Source organism: Bradyrhizobium jicamae, from assembly GCF_018130215.1.
Classification (GTDB): Bacteria; Pseudomonadota; Alphaproteobacteria; order Rhizobiales; family Xanthobacteraceae; genus Bradyrhizobium; species Bradyrhizobium jicamae_A.
Window position 1 is genome coordinate 97,323 of sequence record NZ_JAFCKQ010000018.1, and the last position, 16,021, is coordinate 113,343.

General features: G+C 59.6%; 21 protein-coding genes and 1 pseudogene. 11 read left to right on the plus strand and 11 right to left on the minus strand.

The genetic code is table 11. The features are described 5' to 3' along the window. The first annotated feature begins 2 nt into the window (after positions 1 to 2). The 3 genes from JQ586_RS20570 (at position 3) to JQ586_RS20580 (ending at position 1,862) form a co-directional block, all read left to right on the plus strand. Positions 3 to 509: a TetR/AcrR family transcriptional regulator gene (locus JQ586_RS20570; protein ID WP_312016988.1), complete on the plus strand. Its 507-nt coding sequence runs from the start codon at positions 3 to 5 to the stop codon at positions 507 to 509. A gap of 341 nt (positions 510 to 850) precedes the next feature. Further along, positions 851 to 1,165, plus strand: coding sequence for an ATP-binding protein (locus JQ586_RS20575; protein WP_409411003.1), 315 nt, complete (start codon positions 851 to 853; stop codon positions 1,163 to 1,165). A gap of 436 nt (positions 1,166 to 1,601) precedes the next feature. Continuing rightward, on the plus strand, positions 1,602 to 1,862 hold the full coding sequence (locus JQ586_RS20580) for a hypothetical protein (RefSeq protein ID WP_212396426.1): 261 nt from the start codon (positions 1,602 to 1,604) through the stop codon (positions 1,860 to 1,862). 146 nt (positions 1,863 to 2,008) lie between these two features. Here the strand turns inward: JQ586_RS20580 and JQ586_RS20585 are convergent, their stop codons facing one another. Beyond that, entirely contained in the window at positions 2,009 to 2,446 is a 438-nt protein-coding gene (locus JQ586_RS20585) for a hypothetical protein (RefSeq protein WP_212396427.1), read from the minus strand. Positions 2,447 to 2,547: 101 nt separating this feature from the next. On the opposite strand from JQ586_RS20585, the gene JQ586_RS20590 reads away from it, so the two are divergent. Then, entirely contained in the window at positions 2,548 to 2,748 is a 201-nt protein-coding gene (locus JQ586_RS20590) for a hypothetical protein (RefSeq protein WP_212396428.1), read from the plus strand. A 654-nt stretch (positions 2,749 to 3,402) separates the two neighbouring features. Here JQ586_RS20590 and JQ586_RS40545 read toward each other — a convergent pair. Next, complete coding sequence (locus JQ586_RS40545) at positions 3,403 to 3,570, minus strand: hypothetical protein (protein WP_249147833.1); 168 nt, start codon at positions 3,568 to 3,570, stop codon at positions 3,403 to 3,405. Between the two features lie 559 nt (positions 3,571 to 4,129). Between JQ586_RS40545 and JQ586_RS20600 the strand changes: the two genes are divergently transcribed. Beyond that, a complete protein-coding gene (locus JQ586_RS20600; protein WP_212396429.1) occupies positions 4,130 to 4,378 on the plus strand; it encodes a hypothetical protein in 249 nt (82 codons plus the stop codon). 123 nt (positions 4,379 to 4,501) lie between these two features. Here JQ586_RS20600 and JQ586_RS20605 read toward each other — a convergent pair whose 3' ends face one another. From JQ586_RS20605 to JQ586_RS20625, 5 genes are all read right to left on the minus strand, one after another. Beyond that, on the minus strand, positions 4,502 to 4,717 hold the full coding sequence (locus JQ586_RS20605) for a hypothetical protein (protein ID WP_212396430.1): 216 nt from the start codon (positions 4,715 to 4,717) through the stop codon (positions 4,502 to 4,504). A 36-nt stretch (positions 4,718 to 4,753) separates the two neighbouring features. Beyond that, complete coding sequence (locus JQ586_RS41570) at positions 4,754 to 5,101, minus strand: hypothetical protein (RefSeq protein WP_409334589.1); 348 nt, start codon at positions 5,099 to 5,101, stop codon at positions 4,754 to 4,756. A gap of 90 nt (positions 5,102 to 5,191) precedes the next feature. Beyond that, on the minus strand, positions 5,192 to 5,689 hold the full coding sequence (locus JQ586_RS20615) for a ferritin-like domain-containing protein (protein ID WP_212396431.1): 498 nt from the start codon (positions 5,687 to 5,689) through the stop codon (positions 5,192 to 5,194). A 113-nt stretch (positions 5,690 to 5,802) separates the two neighbouring features. After that, positions 5,803 to 6,159, minus strand: a complete 357-nt coding sequence (locus tag JQ586_RS20620; protein ID WP_212396432.1) for a PRC-barrel domain-containing protein — start codon at positions 6,157 to 6,159, stop codon at positions 5,803 to 5,805. Positions 6,160 to 6,867: 708 nt separating this feature from the next. Further along, positions 6,868 to 7,197, minus strand: coding sequence for a hypothetical protein (locus JQ586_RS20625; protein WP_212396433.1), 330 nt, complete (start codon positions 7,195 to 7,197; stop codon positions 6,868 to 6,870). Positions 7,198 to 8,184: 987 nt separating this feature from the next. On the opposite strand from JQ586_RS20625, the gene JQ586_RS20630 reads away from it, so the two are divergent. Together JQ586_RS20630 and JQ586_RS20635 are read left to right on the plus strand one after the other, a co-directional pair. After that, the gene (locus JQ586_RS20630; protein WP_212396434.1) at positions 8,185 to 9,261 is read left to right on the plus strand and encodes a flavodoxin family protein; all 1,077 of its coding nucleotides are present in this window, start codon (positions 8,185 to 8,187) and stop codon (positions 9,259 to 9,261) included. A gap of 116 nt (positions 9,262 to 9,377) precedes the next feature. Next, positions 9,378 to 9,521: pseudogene (locus JQ586_RS20635) on the plus strand (cation transporter); the annotation flags it as partial. Between the two features lie 10 nt (positions 9,522 to 9,531). Here the strand turns inward: JQ586_RS20635 and JQ586_RS20640 are convergent. The 3 genes from JQ586_RS20640 to JQ586_RS20650 form a co-directional block, all read right to left on the minus strand. Then, positions 9,532 to 10,254 (minus strand): DUF72 domain-containing protein, encoded by a 723-nt coding sequence (locus JQ586_RS20640; RefSeq protein ID WP_212396467.1) that lies wholly within the window; start codon positions 10,252 to 10,254, stop codon positions 9,532 to 9,534. A 142-nt stretch (positions 10,255 to 10,396) separates the two neighbouring features. Next, positions 10,397 to 10,912: an inorganic diphosphatase gene (locus tag JQ586_RS20645; RefSeq protein WP_249147834.1), complete on the minus strand. Its 516-nt coding sequence runs from the start codon at positions 10,910 to 10,912 to the stop codon at positions 10,397 to 10,399. 10 nt (positions 10,913 to 10,922) lie between these two features. After that, complete coding sequence (locus JQ586_RS20650) at positions 10,923 to 11,966, minus strand: YihY/virulence factor BrkB family protein (protein WP_212396436.1); 1,044 nt, start codon at positions 11,964 to 11,966, stop codon at positions 10,923 to 10,925. A gap of 156 nt (positions 11,967 to 12,122) precedes the next feature. Between JQ586_RS20650 and JQ586_RS20655 the strand changes: the two genes are divergently transcribed. The 4 genes from JQ586_RS20655 to JQ586_RS20670 all read left to right on the plus strand — a co-directional run bounded on the left by JQ586_RS20655 (position 12,123) and on the right by JQ586_RS20670 (position 13,988). Next, complete coding sequence (locus JQ586_RS20655) at positions 12,123 to 12,347, plus strand: hypothetical protein (RefSeq protein ID WP_212396437.1); 225 nt, start codon at positions 12,123 to 12,125, stop codon at positions 12,345 to 12,347. Between the two features lie 170 nt (positions 12,348 to 12,517). Continuing rightward, positions 12,518 to 13,162 (plus strand): phosphatase PAP2 family protein, encoded by a 645-nt coding sequence (locus JQ586_RS20660; protein WP_212396438.1) that lies wholly within the window; start codon positions 12,518 to 12,520, stop codon positions 13,160 to 13,162. Continuing rightward, positions 13,159 to 13,509: a DUF3147 family protein gene (locus JQ586_RS20665; protein WP_212396439.1), complete on the plus strand. Its 351-nt coding sequence runs from the start codon at positions 13,159 to 13,161 to the stop codon at positions 13,507 to 13,509. Before JQ586_RS20660 ends, JQ586_RS20665 begins: the two co-directional genes overlap by 4 nt. Then, on the plus strand, positions 13,506 to 13,988 hold the full coding sequence (locus tag JQ586_RS20670; protein ID WP_212396440.1) for a DUF3147 family protein: 483 nt from the start codon (positions 13,506 to 13,508) through the stop codon (positions 13,986 to 13,988). Before JQ586_RS20665 ends, JQ586_RS20670 begins: the two co-directional genes overlap by 4 nt. Before the next feature lie 919 nt (positions 13,989 to 14,907). Here JQ586_RS20670 and JQ586_RS20675 read toward each other — a convergent pair. After that, positions 14,908 to 15,498 carry a triacylglycerol lipase gene (locus JQ586_RS20675; protein ID WP_249147835.1) on the minus strand — a complete coding sequence of 197 codons (591 nt, stop codon included), beginning with the start codon at positions 15,496 to 15,498 and terminating at the stop codon, positions 14,908 to 14,910. Positions 15,499 to 16,021: the final 523 nt, after the last annotated feature.

The window sequence follows — 16,021 nt, forward strand, 5'->3', positions numbered from 1 at the left end:
CGATGAACCGTCCGGTCCGAACGGAAACAGATTTCGACAAGGCGCGCGCGAGGATCCTGGAAGCAGCGGAGAAACAGTTTCGCCGCGTCGGTTACCATAGAACTTCGGTGGCCGACATCGCCGCCGAACTCGGCATGAGCCCGGCGAATATCTATCGGTTCTTTCCCTCCAGGGATGCGATCAACGAGTCCATCTGCGGGCGTCTCATGAACGAGGTTGCCGACATCGCCGTTGCGATCGCACGCACAAACGCGCCGGACCAGCTCCTGACCGCCGTTTACCGCCACAACAAGACGACGCTGGTCAAGGCAAAGTACATGCATGACCTGATTGTCGACGCTACGCGAGAGAACTGGGCGATCATTAAGTTGCATATCGAGCGGCTGGTGACGATCTTCGAGGCGATCATACGCGAGGGCATAGAAGCGGACGAGTTCAGGGTTGAAGATGCTGCGGAAGCCGCGCGAGCAGTCAGTTCGCGTTCACGCCGTTCTTCCATCCGATTCTGATCGAACACTGCGTTCAACACGGAGAAGATACGGAGGCAAGCCTGCGCGATCAGATCGGCTTTATCATAAAAGCCCTTCGGCAGGCCTGTCTAAGCAGGCGGGCGCTGGGTTGAAACATCGCTCCCGCGTGCTCGCCTTTCTGCGCAGACGACATAAAACGCCAGGACGTGGCGTCAGGCAGTTCTCTGATCAGATCTACGGGACTCCTGGCGTGCTTGTGCTGAACCGCGTGCGCAAAGTGTCGCCGAAGTGTGCCTTGTGACGAAACTTGTCGGAAAGCCGGATGCGGGAAAACTGCACGTCCGGTTTGATGAGCGGGGAGAGGAAACGGAACGCGTAAAGTGCCAAATTGTGCTTGCCATCAGAGGCCGTCCACATACGACGACTGGGGCACCCACACCCTCAATGATCAGCAGCGCCTTGATCTCCTCGAAATCTTCGAAGAGCGCTATAGGCGCAAATCGACCTTGATTACCGCCCAGCTGCCCGTTGCCCAATGGCACGACATGATCGGCGAGCCAACCATCGCAGACGCTATCCTCGACCGGATCATCCACAACTCCCACCGCATCGCTCTCGAAGGCGACAGCATGCGAAGGAAAAAAGCCGCACGCCCCTTGACCGACGTCGAAAACAGCGAAACGAATACCAACTGACTTCAACAACCAGGCAACCAAAAGCCAGCGCCGCCACGCTGTCCGCGATTTAGCGAAACTGCTGTCCGTCAGTTAGCGAAACCACTGTCCCGTTTTTGCGAAATACGCAGGCGGAGATCTCAACCTGCCTGTGAAGATTGTCAAAAGAAGAGCAGCCCGCGTCGCGCACCCACATCGCAGGGGCCTTGGCCGATCGGGGTTCGGCATGTACACCATCGCCGAAGACATTAGCGCGTCGTCCACCTGGCCGACCGGTCTGATTCACATGCTTTATGGCGGCTCGACCAGAACCGTGGTGAGAAGCCTGGCCCGCGGGATAGCCTTGCGGATCCTCAAGCGGGCTGCCCCCCGGGGTAGGGCTGGAAGCCCCCGGGCGGGCATTTTCGTCTGCGTAGGGGGCGCTTCGCGCTGTATAAGACCGAACGGCTGAAAAGCGATGAAAGCGATCGGCTGGTTGACCGTGCTGACCGGATTTCTGGGAGGGGCGGTCGGCCTTATTGTTTTTTTCAGGCATGGCACCTGGAAGCCGCTTGGAATCAACGCCCTCTGGGGCGGCGGCGACCTGCAGAGTGAGTGGATCGGCGTCAACAAGCTTGCAAACATCTTAGGAGACTTCCCAATCGGGATCGTGATCCTTCTTGCGAGCATCGTCGTCGTTAACCTCGGCATCATGGTGGTCGAGAGGGCAGACCGCTAGCCAAACCCCACTTAACATTCTTTATGGCGGCTGAGCTTGTATTGTGGTGAGAAGCCTAGCCCGCGGGATGCCGGACTTCCTGAAGCGGGCGAATGCTCACCCAGGGAGTTGATTGGCTCCCTTGGGTGGGCGTTTCTCGCGAGCAGTCAGATGGCGACCTCGAGCGCCTTCTCGTAGACCAAGACCTCGCCGGTGCGCAGGAAGCTCTCGTGCCCGAGCTCCGAGACCAGTTTGAAAATCCACACGCGGCGACCAGCGGGCGGGTGACCGTGCTCGTCCTCGTATCGGCTGGTGTAGATCTCGATGTCGCCCATTAGAACTGATCCACCACGCGCCTGAATGCAGAACGTCGAGGAGACAGATCTCGCCGTCGATCTCGAAGCGAGGATCATGGAGGCCGCCTCGACGATCCAGGGGTAGCGCCAGGTCCAGTCGAGCCCGGATCGCGAGAGCACCTTCACGTCTTTGCCGTCACGGATCAAGCGCCCGCGGTAGCCGTCGTATTTGATCTTGTGGATCCAGTCGGGGCCGGTCGGCACGACCTGTCTGGCCACCGGCTTACAAAGTTCGAGAGGTTTGCGCATGCGCGGTATCTAAGCACGCTAACGACAAAAGCGAGTCGATCGGGTTAGGAACAGCGCGAAAATCGCAGCATTTCAGACCGACACCGTCAAAGGAGGCGTTCATGTTTGTTGAGCCGCGGCCGAAGGGAAGAAAAGAAGGCGAGCCGATCGAGGATTTCGTAGTCGAGACCAAAGCCGATCAGCCGCTCGCGACGTTTCCGACGCAGGAGGCGGCGATCAAGTGGGCGAGGGAGCACAATCACACGCCGCACGTGGTGCGAACCAGACACCAAGCGAAGCCTGATCACTGGCGCGAGGTCTAGAGGTCCAGGGGAAGCTGTGCGCCGATCGGGCGTCCGATTTGGCTTCGATGAAGTCGCGCAGCCCTGGTGCGCACCGAGACAATCAGGTGCTGGCCTGTTTCCGGCGTCAGTGGCCTGGTTTGAAAACGGCGGCGGCTAATTTGTTCTTCAAGTGATCTCGCGGACGTCGCTGGGGCAGAGGTGCAGCGCCGTAACTTCTCACGTGGACAAGTTCGCCAGCAGCGCGGCTGCCCACCCCTCGGAACTGAATCTAAAACTCGATTGATCGCGTCATCAGGCCGTGCGACCGCCAGCCAAAGTCGTTGGTTCTGACTGTCCGTCATCACACGGACAATATATGCCACCGGATTGGCCATGCGTTCCACTCTATCGAATCTGCGCCCTGGCTCGATCAGCTTAGCTGCCACGCTGGGCTTTGTCGTGCATCTCATTTTGGGTCGTTGGCAAAGGGTAAAGCCGGGCTGCGAAGCCCCCAATTACATAGTTGAACAGGAACCGGGCACGCGCCTCAAAGTTATTAGGCCGGTTTGGAAAATTAGACGGGACCTTTGGCCTCAGTGTTTCCCCGGCGCTGGGGCCGCTTCTTTAGGGCGTCTAGCTCTTTGCGAATGCGGTCTCGGTGCTCAACGTGCTGCATTTGGCCAAGTAGAAGTTCTACAGCAGCTTCTTCGCCTCAACCAAACTGTGCCCGTGCCGGGCAAGCTCCTCGATCCGCTCCTCTTGCTCGGCGATATGTCGCTCGCCTTGGGCAACGTGCCGCTCGGCTTGCTCTAAATGGAGAACCTGCATCTCGCGATGCGTTATTTGATGATGGTCCGGCATGGCCGCGCTTCCCTTGCCTGCGCAGGCGGGAGCGCGCTCGGTCTCTAAGTCACCGACGCCTACGGGCAGAGCCTCGGCCGATGATGGGCACATCGGATCACGGTTCGATGTCAAAGGTCGGAACGAAGGCGAAAAGGAGACTTCCGTAGTTCGCCGAGGGTGGACGGAGCAAAACCCAGTCAGCGGTGCGGCCAACATCGCGCCTATGAACCGCGATCTGTTCCGCGACGCGCCGGTCTGTCAGCCGCGGAACTGTTCCGTATGTTGCGGGTTAGCGCCATCCTATCTTGACAGTCGCATCCTGGCCAGCCGCTTCTATGATCGAGACAAGTATCCGTCGAATCCTCCGGTCCCTGATCTGATAGAACGCTCTCATCAGCCTGAGGACGCTTCAGCGAAGTCAGCTTCCATGGGCGGCTCCCCTTCAGAACGACAAAGATCGCCCGCCTTCAACGTCGGCGCATTTACCTAGTTTAATGTCGCTGCCGACCCCGGACGTCGCGAATGTTGGGCCTTCAGGGGGGGCCCTTCGTTTTCGGTCGGATTCGCTCACGCGCTGGTGGATGGGCGCATCGTCGAGCTGCGCGTTCCCTATCCGATGGGCTTCTTTGCCAAGCAGATTGACGGCCGGATCGACGATCCCGCCACTGGCTGGAAAGACCGTGCATTATGGGTGACCTCCGGCAACCGCACTCCATTTCATATTGAGAGTATTGATGCGCTGGGCGCGCCGGGAGAAACGGACTCCACACGCTCGAGCCCGCTAGTGGTGCAGTTCCAGCTACGTCCGGGTTCATGGGTGCCCTAGGGTTCGTACGGACGCACGTAAGCGATGAACTCGTCAACAAGACCGCCCGGATTGCGAGGACCATCCGTGCCCATGGAACTCTCGAGCCCGAACTTTCGACGGCCGTCCGACGCGGTATTTGGCCTAGGCCGATCTCCGGATGATGAGATCTCGCAAGGCGACTTCGGCTGCGGCACGCAGGTCTTCAAACCCGATCTTTCCGGCGCCAGCTGTCCCGATCAACTGCTTGGCGACGTACTTTCGGCTTTCGTGATCGCCCCCGTATCTGGACAATCGGCGACAGGCTTCTTCGAGTGCCAAGTCCATTCTGAATAGGGTGTGCTGGTCGAAATTCTCCATCGGCGTCTCCCTGGGCGGGTCGCGGCTGGAAGGCTGTCACCGCCACATGGAAGGGGCAGCGCAGAGCGCCCTTTGGCCTATCCGCTTTAAGTCGTCTGGCGAGGTTTCGCCGCGCGTTGCGGCCTCGAGGAGCTTGGAGGCGACGAGCGCACGGGCGCCGGTTTCGTATTTGGATAGATTTTCGCAGACTTCGCTCAGAACCGCGCGCAAAAGCGCAGTCGTTTCGCGATCGAACATCGGACAGGCCTCCCCATCGGTCATTTGAGCAATCCTAGAGGCGCGCGGCGTGTTCCAGAATTCAAGCATGTTAATAGGGCCGAGAATTTGGATTCTGCGGTGCAGCGAAGTTGTCTCCTTGGTCGCTTCGCGCCAACCGTCCGCCATCCGGAACCGCCGAACTCCGCTGCCGGAGGTCCACCCTGGAACGCAAACGTGGGTGCTTCCCCGGCGGCGGTTCAATGACCCATGACTGCTTCAGGCCGCTTCGGCCTCGGCATTGACGACACTCTTGGCAAGAGCGGTCAGCGCCTGATCCGTCTTCTTCTCCTCGTCCAGCGTTTCCTTCAGAAGCTTGACGGCGTCCGAGAGGCCGAGTTCATCCGCCCAGGTGATAAGTGTACCGTAACGGGAGATCTCGTAGTGCTCGACCGCCTGGGCCGCGGCGAGAAGGCCGGCGTCGAGCGCAGGCGCTCCCTTGTACTCGGTCATGATTTCCTTGCCTTCATCGAGAATGCCCATGATGGCATCACAGGTCTTGCCTTGGGGTCGGGCTTCGATCGCCTCGAATACAGATTCCAGTCGTTCAATCTGTCCCTCGGTCTCCTCCTGGTGCTTCTCGAACGCTGCGCGCAATTCGTTGCTCTGTGCGGCCTTGGCCATCTTGGGCAGGGCGCTCAGAATCTTCTTCTCGGCGAAGTAGATGTCTTTGAGGGTGTCATGGAAAAGGTCTTGCAGGGTTTTGGGTTTGCTCATGGTGTGCCTCGAGATGATAAATCGACACGACAAGCCGCGGCGCCCCGCGGGGTTCCTACGCAAAAGCCCGGCGCTGATGGCGCCGGGCTTTCATAGGTACGGATGATCTGGCCTTACCAGTAGGGTGAGGCTTGATAGTAGTCGTAGACGCGCCGATCGTTCTCGCGAGTCCAGCTCCAGTCGTTATCGTTGGTGTAGCGCGGCGCTTTGTCCAACCGGTCCTTGGTGATGCTGGTACGATATCCGCCGAGGTTGGTATCATAGGTTAAACTTGACCACGGCGTCGGATAGTGATCATCGCCAATGCCAAGGAAGCCACCATAGCTCAAGACTGCGTAGGCGACCTTGCCCGACACTTTGTCGATCATGACGCGCTCGACGCTGCCGATTTTCTGCTGGTCTGCCCCATAAACGGCGGTCCCTTCGACCTTGTCGCTGCCGATAAGATTCCCTGTCTCGCGTTCCGCCATTATTCTCTCCTGGGATTGCATGGTTAGGACGTCAAAACGCGAGCTCAACGAGCTCGTTTCTAACGACCAGAATATGTCGCTGAGGATCAGCCCAGCAACCGCCCCGGCGTCGGCCCCTCAATCTGAGCATCGATGCCGCGGCGAGCGTCTTCGGCGCGCGCCTTCTCAGCAAACCGCCTCCTGATAATCGTAAGCCGGTTGCTTACCGCAACTTCGGTTTCGCCCGATCTTTCGAGCGATCTCGCGCTGCGTCAGTTGCGTCTCGCGGACAAACTGCAACAACCGCTGCTCGTCCTCCGAGGACCAGGACCTGGCTGGCATTGCGCCCCTTCGAAATTGTCCCAGCTTAAAATGCCAATGATGATGGCCGATTCGGATTCGTGCCTCTGTCCAATTTTGTACAGTGTCCTAATTTCGCGTTCCCTAGGTCTAACAGGGTAACGCTTTCGACTTAGGCGTTGAGTTCTGGGCAGCCCAAAAGATGGGGATGGACAACCCCGCGTTTTTGGCGGGAGCGCGTTGGCCTAAATCAATCAGGTACAAAATCGTGCTCAAATCCTCCGAGGATCGCTGAGGAGTACGACCGTTTAGCAGATGCACCAAGCAGCAACTATCGCGCGTCGACGGTGAAGCCAGGCCAGTAGACTCAGCTAAACAGCTGAGCCCGCCAATCGTGGCGAACTTTTTACTTCTGCTTTATCGCGGGATCTAGGACAGCGGCCTCATCCGATCAAAAAGGTTTCTGACCTCGCTCAACCGCAGCTTGGTGCCCTTCGGCATATGATCCAACAGCAGGCGCCGCGTCCGCACAATGATTTCGACGCGCCGGATGTAGTGATACGCAGCATGATAGGTCTGCGCGGCGGCGACGAACTCTCGTACTGCCTCGGGCGGGATCTCAATTGTCTTCCTCTGGATTGGCATCCGCAATCCGGGCAAGAAACGGCCTGGGAGTTTCGGGCGACGAGTGCTGGCGCCATACCTCTCGGTTTGGCTAGGAGGCCCGACAAAAATGCGCGCGCCGAGATAGTTCAGCACTCACCTATGTGATCGATTTTCGAAGGGCTCTGGAGAATAGGGAGTAGCCCGCCAGTGGTGGCTGTTCGCCGCTGGCCGGTCGCCCAGGTTCCGGCGTCCACACCCTTCGCTTCCTTTTCAGGCCGGCGTCTTCGCGTCTGGCTTCGACAGAAAACTTTCGATCTCAGCGGCTCGTTCAGCTTGGCGTGCCTTGCTTAGAAGTTGGGTGCGTTCCGCGCTGTCGACGGGCAGGTTCTCTGCGCGCCTCCGTGCGCTTTCCATAAGCTGATGAAGTCGGTAATTTAGAGAAGTTGTCTGCTTCACTCGGTTGCGTTTCTTTACCATCGATCTGCGTCTGCTTACTCGTTGAGTGACGCAATCAAAACGGCGATGCCGAGACGATGCATTTAGATATGCTAATCGCTCGCCGCGAATTCCGGCCAACACGAGGAACCATTTTTTTTCAGGAAAGCGGGATCATCGTGACAAGCACGGGACAAACTATGACAAATTCACTGTGTGATTCAACGACCTCCGCACCACGGAGGCAGCTCTACCCTTACGTAGATGAATAGAACTCGATGGCGAGCGGCCAAGATTGAAGCCGCGCACAGGTTGGCTGCTCTCACGATGTTTTACCGCAGCGGCAAATTCCTCGCGTCAGGCTCAGGTTGCTGGGGAGGATCAGCCTTTTCCATTCGTTGTTCTTTGAAACCCGGCAGGGGCCGTCGCAAGGCGGCCCCTTTTCATCAAAGGTTGAAACTAGCCAGCGCGGCAGTTGCGGTCCCGGCATCGTTCTTCCAAGGGTGCTGGGATTGCGTCGGCGGGCCGCGGCCTGCTAGGAGCGTACATGAACTTTGGCGTCTTGCGTATCGTGAGCCTTCGCTCTGCCGCTTGACAGAAGCCGGCTTGTTCCAGGCAAAGCTGGGGCTTCTCCACAACCGCGCTTAGGAACCGGGCACGTCACCTCAGGTTGGTCGGAATTGAGCAGCCCATCGAGGAGCCAGCATGACTGAACCGGACGTTCGCACGGGGATGCCGCCCGTCAAGCTGTCGCGTGAGGAATTCGAGAGCCGTTACAAGAGCCGATTCGCCGATCCTGCCTTCACCCCGCTCAAGCGGGAGCTTAATGCGATCGTCGATGCGGCCTGGGACGCCTACAGCCATTCTCGCAAGTCGCCGGTGACGCGGAAGGCGGGCGCCGGCTTTTCCGACCCCGACTATGATCTTGCGGTGGATTGGTTGGCGGCGCGCGCCGCGATCGTTGAGGCGCAGCGACGGCACGATGAGGCGGGTGCGACGCCGCGCATCCTCATCATCAACGGTTCGGCTCGCAGCGAGCATACCTGCCCCGGCGAGATGTCCAAGACCTGGCGCATGGTCAAGCTCGCTGAGCCCGTCTTCACCGAGATGGGCCTTACCGTCGATATCCTCGACCTCTCGCGCCTGACCTCTGAGTTCGGCAAGACAATTCACCCCTGCAAATCCTGCGTCTCCACCGCCATGCCGCTCTGCCACTGGCCATGCAGCTGCTATCCGAACTATTCGCTCGGTCAGACCGGCGACTGGATGAACGAGATTTATCCGCTCTGGGTGGCCGCCCACGGTATCCTGATTGTGGCGCCCGTGAACTGGTATCACGTGCCGGGCGGCCTCAAAGCGATGATGGATCGGCTGGTCTGCGCCGACGGCGGCAACCCGGATCCGACCTCGACGCACGGCAAGAAGGCAGTTGAGGCCAAGGCGCTGGAGCTGAAGGGCTGGCCGTATCCGCGGCATCTCGCCGGCCGCCACTTCGGCCTGATCGTTCATGGTGACAGTGTCGGCGCCGAGGGCGTCCGACGAGCCTTGTCCGACTGGCTGACGGACATGCAGCTGGTCTCGGCGGGCCGTTTCGGCGAGGTGGACGGGTACGTCGGCTACATGGATCAATATGCGACCTCTCACCAGGAGTTGGACGAAGATCGCGAGTTTCAGCAGGAGGTGGTGAACGCAGCCAAGGCGCTTGGCCGTGCTGTGAAACTCGCCCGGAGCGGGCGGTTTGAGGATCCCGGGGCCGAACTTTCGGATCTGGCTCCGAAATAGCGAATGCCGAGCTCACTTCTGAGGGTCGCAGGCTGGTTCGCGCCGGCCGATTGAGGATTTTCGTGGTGAGCAAGGCGGCGGAAGGATCGTCGAAGATCATCGTCTAGGCCGCGCTCATCGGCAACGTCCTTGTTGCGGAGATCAAAATCGGAGCTGCGGCCTGGACCGGCAGCTCGGCGATGATGAGTGAGGCGGTGCACTCGATGGTCGATACCACCAATGAGGTGCTGTTGCTCTACGGTTACCAACGCGCAAGCCGGGCCGTTAGCGTCAGAGCATCGCCTTCAGCTTCAGCGCGTCGGCAGGGGCCGCGCTCTTCTGGTCGTTGTCGAAATAGATGTAGACATCGCAGCCCTGTCGCTTCCAGGATCTGATGCGCTGCGCCCATTGCATCAGCGTTGGCAGGCCATAATGACCGTGATAGCGGCCATTCGGGCCGTGACCGCGCACATAGACGAAGTCCGCCGTGCGCTTCCATGGCGCCGGCGCGTCGTGATGGTCGGAGAGGCAGAGTGAGATGTTTTCATCAGCAAGCATTCGCAGGATGCGGGGCTGGTACCAGCTCGGGTGACGAAATTCGAAGCTGTAACGCCGCGTCTTCGCCAGCAGCTTGAAGAACGATGCGAGCCTGTCGGCATTTGCTTCAAATTGCGGCGGCAGCTGAAAAAGAATCGGTCCGGCCTTGCCGCGCAAAAAGGACATGCGATCTTCCAGCAGTTCGAGGCTGTTTTTGCTGGCGGCCGACAGACGCTTCCAATGCGTGATGAATTTGGATGCTTTCCAGGTGAAGACGAAGTTTTCTCCGGTCTGATCCCGCCATCCCTTCACGGCTGTCGGTGTCGGCGTCCGATAGAACACGCCGTTGAGCTCGGTCGTCTCGAACTGGCTGGCGTAGTAGCGAAGTTGCTCCTTCAGTGGCAAGCCTCCCGGGAAGAAGGGGCCGCGCCAGGAGTCGTAGTGCCAGCCGGAAGTGCCGATCAGGACGCGTGCCATGTCTGTAGGCCTTCGTTGGTCGCGATGATTTGAGGCCGTAGCGCAGCGAAGAACGCCCGCGCGTAAAATGGGAGTGGAGGTGTCCGTGATTGGCAGGATCCCGCCGCATACCGGGTCGGAGCCATCATCGTACCAACGCCACCTAACGCCGCGACGTTGACAGTCGCTTGATCTTTTTGATTGCGTGCCCGGGTCCACGCCAACCGAGAAACTCCAGCTTCTTGTCCTCGAGCGCATCCGTTGCCAGAAAGAACTGTTCCAATTCCTCGCGTGCGCGCGACGGAAGGTGGCGGATGTCCTTCAGATCGGTCTCGAGAGGTGAGCGGTCCGGCACTGCGAACACGCGATCGTTTCTTTCCTTCTTGCCCTTTTTCGTCTGTTCGACCTCGAGGATGCCGACCGGCACACACCGCAGCACGACGCCGGGATAGGTCTTGGCGTCGTGGATCACGAGTACGTCGAGTGGATCGCCATCTTCCGCCGCTGTGGATGGGATGAAACCCCAGTCGTATGGATAAGTGAGTCCGGTCATCAATGGCTTTGCGAGCGTGAAGACGTCGAACTCGGGATCGAAGTCCATTTTGCAGGAGCTGCCGCGAGGGGTCTCGATAACGGTGTAGATGTGCTTCTTGTCAGCCCATGTCGGCAGCTTCATCATATTCGTCATGTCACCCGCCTCGTGTCGCACCGACGCTGCCGGTCATCCGTGCTCCTCGCGCGTCCACCGGTATCGTCGATTTCGTCGAGTCATCCCGTGCGGCCTGATGTTCCGACTCGGCGTCGATCTCGGCGCCGAGCAGCACGACAATGGCCGAGATCCACAGCCAGGTCATGAAGCCGACGACAGCTCCCAGCGAACCGTATGTCTCGTTGAACTTGCCGAAGTTGGCTGCATACCAGGAGAACAGTCCGGAGCTGGCGAGCCAAAGTAGAGCGGCCAGCGCGCTTCCCCGTGTTATCCATCGCCATTTCGCCGCCTCGCGGTCGGGACCGTAGCGGTAGATCACTGCCAGGGCGAAGGTGAGGATCAGAAACATCGCCGGCCATCGTCCGATACGCAGAAGCAGGTCGGTTCCTGTCGAAAAGCCGACATATCCAAGGACGACCGGGACGACCACAATCGACCCGAGTGCCGCCAGCACGAACACGATTCCGCTTATAGTAAGGCCGAGCGAGATCGCGTTCAGTTTGACTAAGCCGCGCCGTTCCTCCTCGCCATAGACGATGTTCAGCGTGTCGAACAGTGACTTCATCGCCGCATTGGCGCTCCAGAGCGAGATGGCCAGGGCGATGAGGAAGGTCAGCCCGAGCGCTTGAGACCCTTTGGACGACACGCGCGTGAGCTGCTCGCGTGTCACGTCGACGGCACCACCGGGCAGAAAGCCGGCGAGTTGGTCCAGATGCCTTGTTATCGTGGTTGGATCTGCGAACAGGCCGTAAATGGAGACCAGCGCGGCGATGGCCGGGAAGATGGCAAGTATGCCGTAATAGGTCATTCCGGCGGCAAGCGCCATGATCCGGTGCTTGGATATGTTCGCATAGACCCGCATCACGACGTCTTGCCAGCCGCGTGCCGGGATTTCGGCGGGCGTATTGGCTTCGCGCACGAGATTTGCTTCACCGTCACCTGCGCCATCGGCGCGTGGCGAGCGGACTGGGACGGCGCGCGCGGACGGTCGGTTCGTCGGGAGGAGATATTCCGCGGCGAGCATGACGCCGATCAACGCGAGAAGAAACCGGGGACTCCAGCGGTCGACCAGAGCGGTGGCATTCGGATTGGTCCGCCTGTGCATCCTTCGTCAATTCCTCTCGTCTCATCCCGCTCCACGGTGTCCTGCCAACCACATCTCAAAAATCCTCTCCATGCCTTGGCTTTGCACCTCCGGCTCGGCCCTCCGTTCTTCGAGATCTTCAGCTTTGCCAACTCGGCCCAGGTAAGCGGTGGCTGCACGGTGGGCCATCAGGATCCTGTTGCTGTGGCCACGATCAACCATCATCGTCAGGTACTGATCGAGAAAGGCTCCAGCATCGAATTCGTCGCGAAGCTCGCCGCGCCGTGCGAGCAAGTTGAACGCGATGTCGCAGGCCGCTGAAGCAGCCCGTCCGTCGAAAACGCTGTGTGTCTTCCGGAGCATGTAAATAAGGGTGCGCGACGCGGGATTGTTCCTAAGCCGCACGGGCGGGACTCCGGGAACCGACATGACGGTAAGATGAACCCGCGGCGCCCAGTCGCGTTGGTCATACTGATGCAAGGTCTTCGCTCATGGACATAAGCGTTAGAATTCCCCCTCATTGCCGGAGCCGTCCATTTCCGATCACTGTCCGGCCGATCAAAATCGATCTCAGAATTGCCAAGGCCATCGCGCGCAATGCCGATTGCGTACCGGAAGAGGTAGCACGGGTCTTGACTTGGGGCGCAGACGAGAAGGTCCTGCTGCTTCTGGCAGCGGCCGGCTGGATCGCGTCACGCGCTAGCGGCGAGCCGGTCCGGCGCGCCGGCAACCACGTCCTGTTGGTCTCGGCCGCCAGCGCCTTGTTGCCGCACGGCCTGAAAGTCCTGTTCGATCAGACTCGTCCCGATCGACGGACGATCGTCGGACACTTTCATGGAGTCCCATTCTCGGGCAAACCGGAGGACGCCTTCCCTTCCGGCCACGCGCTGCACATGGGCGCACTGGCCTCCGCAGCGGGCCCCTTATCGAAGGGCGCTCGTGAGGCGATCCGAGCGCTGACAGTTGGCCTGTCCCTGACGCGCATCATGGTCCTTGCGCATTGGACGAGCGATGTGGTGGTGGGATTTGCAGCCGGAGCGGTTCTCGAGCGGTTGCTGCGCCTTTGGACCGGTTATCCGCTTCGACAATCAGGGGAACACGATCAACGGCGCAGGCTCCGGAACAAAGCGAAATGACCGAATACGTCGTCCGTTTCCTGATCGGCGGCGCCGTGGTGTCGGCGTTCGCCATGCTCGGTGACGTCTTGCGGCCCAAGAGCTTTGCCGGTCTGTTCGGTGCTGCCCCGTCGGTTGCGCTCGCGACGCTTGGCATCGCCGCATACCAGCACGGCCCGACCTATGCGGCGCTGCAGGGGACGGCGATGATGGCGGGTGCAATCGCGCTCGCCGTCTATAGCGTCGTCGTCTGCCAGCTGCTGATGCGGACGCGGCTGCGCGCTCTCTCTGCCACGCTGCTCGCACTTGTCGTCTGGCTGATAGTTGCCTTCGGTGTGTTGAGTCTCGTCGGAGGAGGACAGACATGAGCCCGGTCCGCTTTTCCTTGTCGGCCTTGAGCGAAGGCCGTTGGTATGAACACGTGATCCGGTTCGTTCTCGGCGGTGCCGTGACGACCTTCACCGGATACATCAGCAGCCGCTACGGTGCCTCCGTCGGTGGAATATTTCTTGGCCTTCCCGCCATCTTCTGTGCCAGTGCCACGTTGATCGAGAAGCATGAAGTCCGGCGCAAACGGGAAGCTGGATTCGCCGGCGCGCGGCGCGGTCGGCAGGCAGCGGCACTCGATGCGGCCGGGGCGCCGCTCGGCGCGATCGGCATGCTGTGCTTCGCAAGCGTCTTCGCTTTGCTGGCACGTAGCAACATACCGATCGCCTTCATGGTCGCGTCGTTCGCCTGGGTCGTCACTTCGATCGCTGCCTGGTATCTGCGGCGCAAATCGCGGTTGGTGCGGAGCAGCCGCATCGGGAAGAAAGCCGGAGGCTCCGCGCATTCGCGAGGCGGCTGACGTCTTGCGGGGTAGTACAGGATGCTGAAGAGGCGGACGTGTCCGCGGGCTATTCATCAAGGAGAACCGATCCGGCAACTGCAAAACTTCCAGCCGGTCTTTGGTGCTCATCGAGGCCTTGCCATTCGCCAGCATCGATTTCAACGCAGGCGACACGGCCAATTCCCGAGCACTTATCTGCCGTGTCCTTGTTCGCGTGCAGAGGGCCGGCCGTCTCGCCCGCGATGCCCGGATAAATATTGATCCATCCTCTGATGCGCTTGGGGGTGGCCAGTTCCTCGACCGAGGTCGTTCGCCGTCAGGTCGGCGTAGAAGGAGCCGTCCATGTTCCACGAACAACTGGACTCCTCCACCCAGCCGACTGCCTGCTCGCCGGGCGCCATCGCTTCGTTGATGGTCGCGACATATGCTCGTTGACCGTTCCTCGTCCTGTACTGCTTTCCGGCGACGAGCTTCATCACACCATTTCTTGATGCGGCCTTTCTCAACGTGCACGGAGGGTTTTAGTTCGCGTCGCACCGCCCGATGCGCGTCAAGGTGCGCAGATCACCGCCAGTCTCTCACCAGAAATGTTGGCTCGACAGCGCTGACCCGCCCCTGCGTAGGGTGAACCCGTCCGCGTCGTTTCACGCGGAGACTTTGCGCTAACCGCAGTGATTTCGACCGGTCGGTCACAACGGCAGCAGGATTAGGGCACACCAACCTGTGACCGCGCGGCTAGCGAACCGGATCAGGGAAGATTGCGCTCCGCCAGCCACCACGATCGAACTTGGTCCACATACCTTCCGGCTGAGCCAGTCGGTCCGCAATCGCACAGACGGCTACTGGATAGACAGCCAGCCCGCAGTGGCTTCCTTCCACTTCAATGCTTTCAGACTGGGCCGAGGTTTTTTCTATGCAGCCTTGCCATGCGGAGCGGCTATAAATCGCAGTTGTCAGTCGGAACTGGTGGCGCGACCGACAGCGCCGCAACATGATGGGCATCGTCAACCGAGTCCCCGCTGGCGAGTTCATAGACTTGCCAGGCATTGGTGGATCTTGGACTACCACCGAAAGGGCTTCCTAACGAAATGACCGCGCTCTGGAATTCTCTTCGCAAGTTCTCGTGCGAAGATGCCCCAAGACTCCACCCGATGATGCTGATTTTCTTGCGATGCAGGTCGCTTAAGGCGCGGACACCGCCAAGCATACTTTCCTGGACGCGCTCGCGCAGACCCCTGTTACGTCCTAGCCCCCAACCTTCGACTGCATAGCCTCGAGACTGCAAAACTTTGCGAAGAGCGAATGTTGAATCATCACCAGCCATGAGACCCGGAATCACCAGCACGGGATGGCCATCCCCCTTTGGGGAAAGATGAAGGAGTGGAAGTAAGCTAAGAAAGGCGCCAAACTCAACGAGAGCTCGTTGCCCTTCAAATAATGAGAACTTTTGACGGTGGCGAAAGTGGTTGTATCGAGGGGAATATTTAGACTCCTTGCTGCAACGCACATGGTAAATTCGAAAACCCAACAGTTGTTCCGTTGGACCTAGGGTCGAAGGAAAAGGAGCTGTTTTGAATTGCAATCTCTCACAGAGAGACCGCCAGGATCCGACATTTAGATCATCGGCGCCTTCTCAAGTATTGCATCCGGCATCGCTGCTAACGGTAGGTCGGCCTCAGATGGTCGGCGTCGTAGTCGCATTTACTTGCTTTGCTCCCCTCGAACGAAAGCAGTGATGCTGCGGCTGGTGATCATATTTCGACTGTACTGCCGAGCGGCTATAGCCACAGTCCGGTCGATAAGGGAACAGGGCTTCGGCCGCAAGGGATGTCTGTGTTCGACGCCAAGAACTTAGGCGGAAACGCCAACTCAAACTCGATCGGGACGACGGGCTCGGCCGGCAATTCGTTAAAATAGCCGGAAAGGTCCACAGCATCAGCCTGGAACAATTTGCGCCGGCGTACTTTGACCAGACGATGCCTCGCTATCATTTCGCCTGTCGGTGGAAAGACCGTCCAGGACCAGGGCGGTCAACTTCTTCAGCATGATGG

Coding starts and splice junctions, on each gene's coding strand:
- JQ586_RS20570 (WP_312016988.1), top strand. CDS start 3: ATGAACCGTCCGGTCCGAACGGAAACAGATTTCGACAAGGCGCGCGCG.
- JQ586_RS20580 (WP_212396426.1), top strand. CDS start 1,602: ATGAAAGCGATCGGCTGGTTGACCGTGCTGACCGGATTTCTGGGAGGG.
- JQ586_RS20585 (WP_212396427.1), bottom strand. CDS start 2,446: ATGCGCAAACCTCTCGAACTTTGTAAGCCGGTGGCCAGACAGGTCGTG.
- JQ586_RS20590 (WP_212396428.1), top strand. CDS start 2,548: ATGTTTGTTGAGCCGCGGCCGAAGGGAAGAAAAGAAGGCGAGCCGATC.
- JQ586_RS40545 (WP_249147833.1), bottom strand. CDS start 3,570: ATGCCGGACCATCATCAAATAACGCATCGCGAGATGCAGGTTCTCCAT.
- JQ586_RS20605 (WP_212396430.1), bottom strand. CDS start 4,717: ATGGAGAATTTCGACCAGCACACCCTATTCAGAATGGACTTGGCACTC.
- JQ586_RS41570 (WP_409334589.1), bottom strand. CDS start 5,101: ATGGCGGACGGTTGGCGCGAAGCGACCAAGGAGACAACTTCGCTGCAC.
- JQ586_RS20615 (WP_212396431.1), bottom strand. CDS start 5,689: ATGAGCAAACCCAAAACCCTGCAAGACCTTTTCCATGACACCCTCAAA.
- JQ586_RS20620 (WP_212396432.1), bottom strand. CDS start 6,159: ATGGCGGAACGCGAGACAGGGAATCTTATCGGCAGCGACAAGGTCGAA.
- JQ586_RS20630 (WP_212396434.1), top strand. CDS start 8,185: ATGACTGAACCGGACGTTCGCACGGGGATGCCGCCCGTCAAGCTGTCG.
- JQ586_RS20640 (WP_212396467.1), bottom strand. CDS start 10,254: ATGGCACGCGTCCTGATCGGCACTTCCGGCTGGCACTACGACTCCTGG.
- JQ586_RS20645 (WP_249147834.1), bottom strand. CDS start 10,912: ATGATGAAGCTGCCGACATGGGCTGACAAGAAGCACATCTACACCGTT.
- JQ586_RS20650 (WP_212396436.1), bottom strand. CDS start 11,966: ATGCTCGCCGCGGAATATCTCCTCCCGACGAACCGACCGTCCGCGCGC.
- JQ586_RS20660 (WP_212396438.1), top strand. CDS start 12,518: ATGGACATAAGCGTTAGAATTCCCCCTCATTGCCGGAGCCGTCCATTT.
- JQ586_RS20665 (WP_212396439.1), top strand. CDS start 13,159: ATGACCGAATACGTCGTCCGTTTCCTGATCGGCGGCGCCGTGGTGTCG.
- JQ586_RS20670 (WP_212396440.1), top strand. CDS start 13,506: ATGAGCCCGGTCCGCTTTTCCTTGTCGGCCTTGAGCGAAGGCCGTTGG.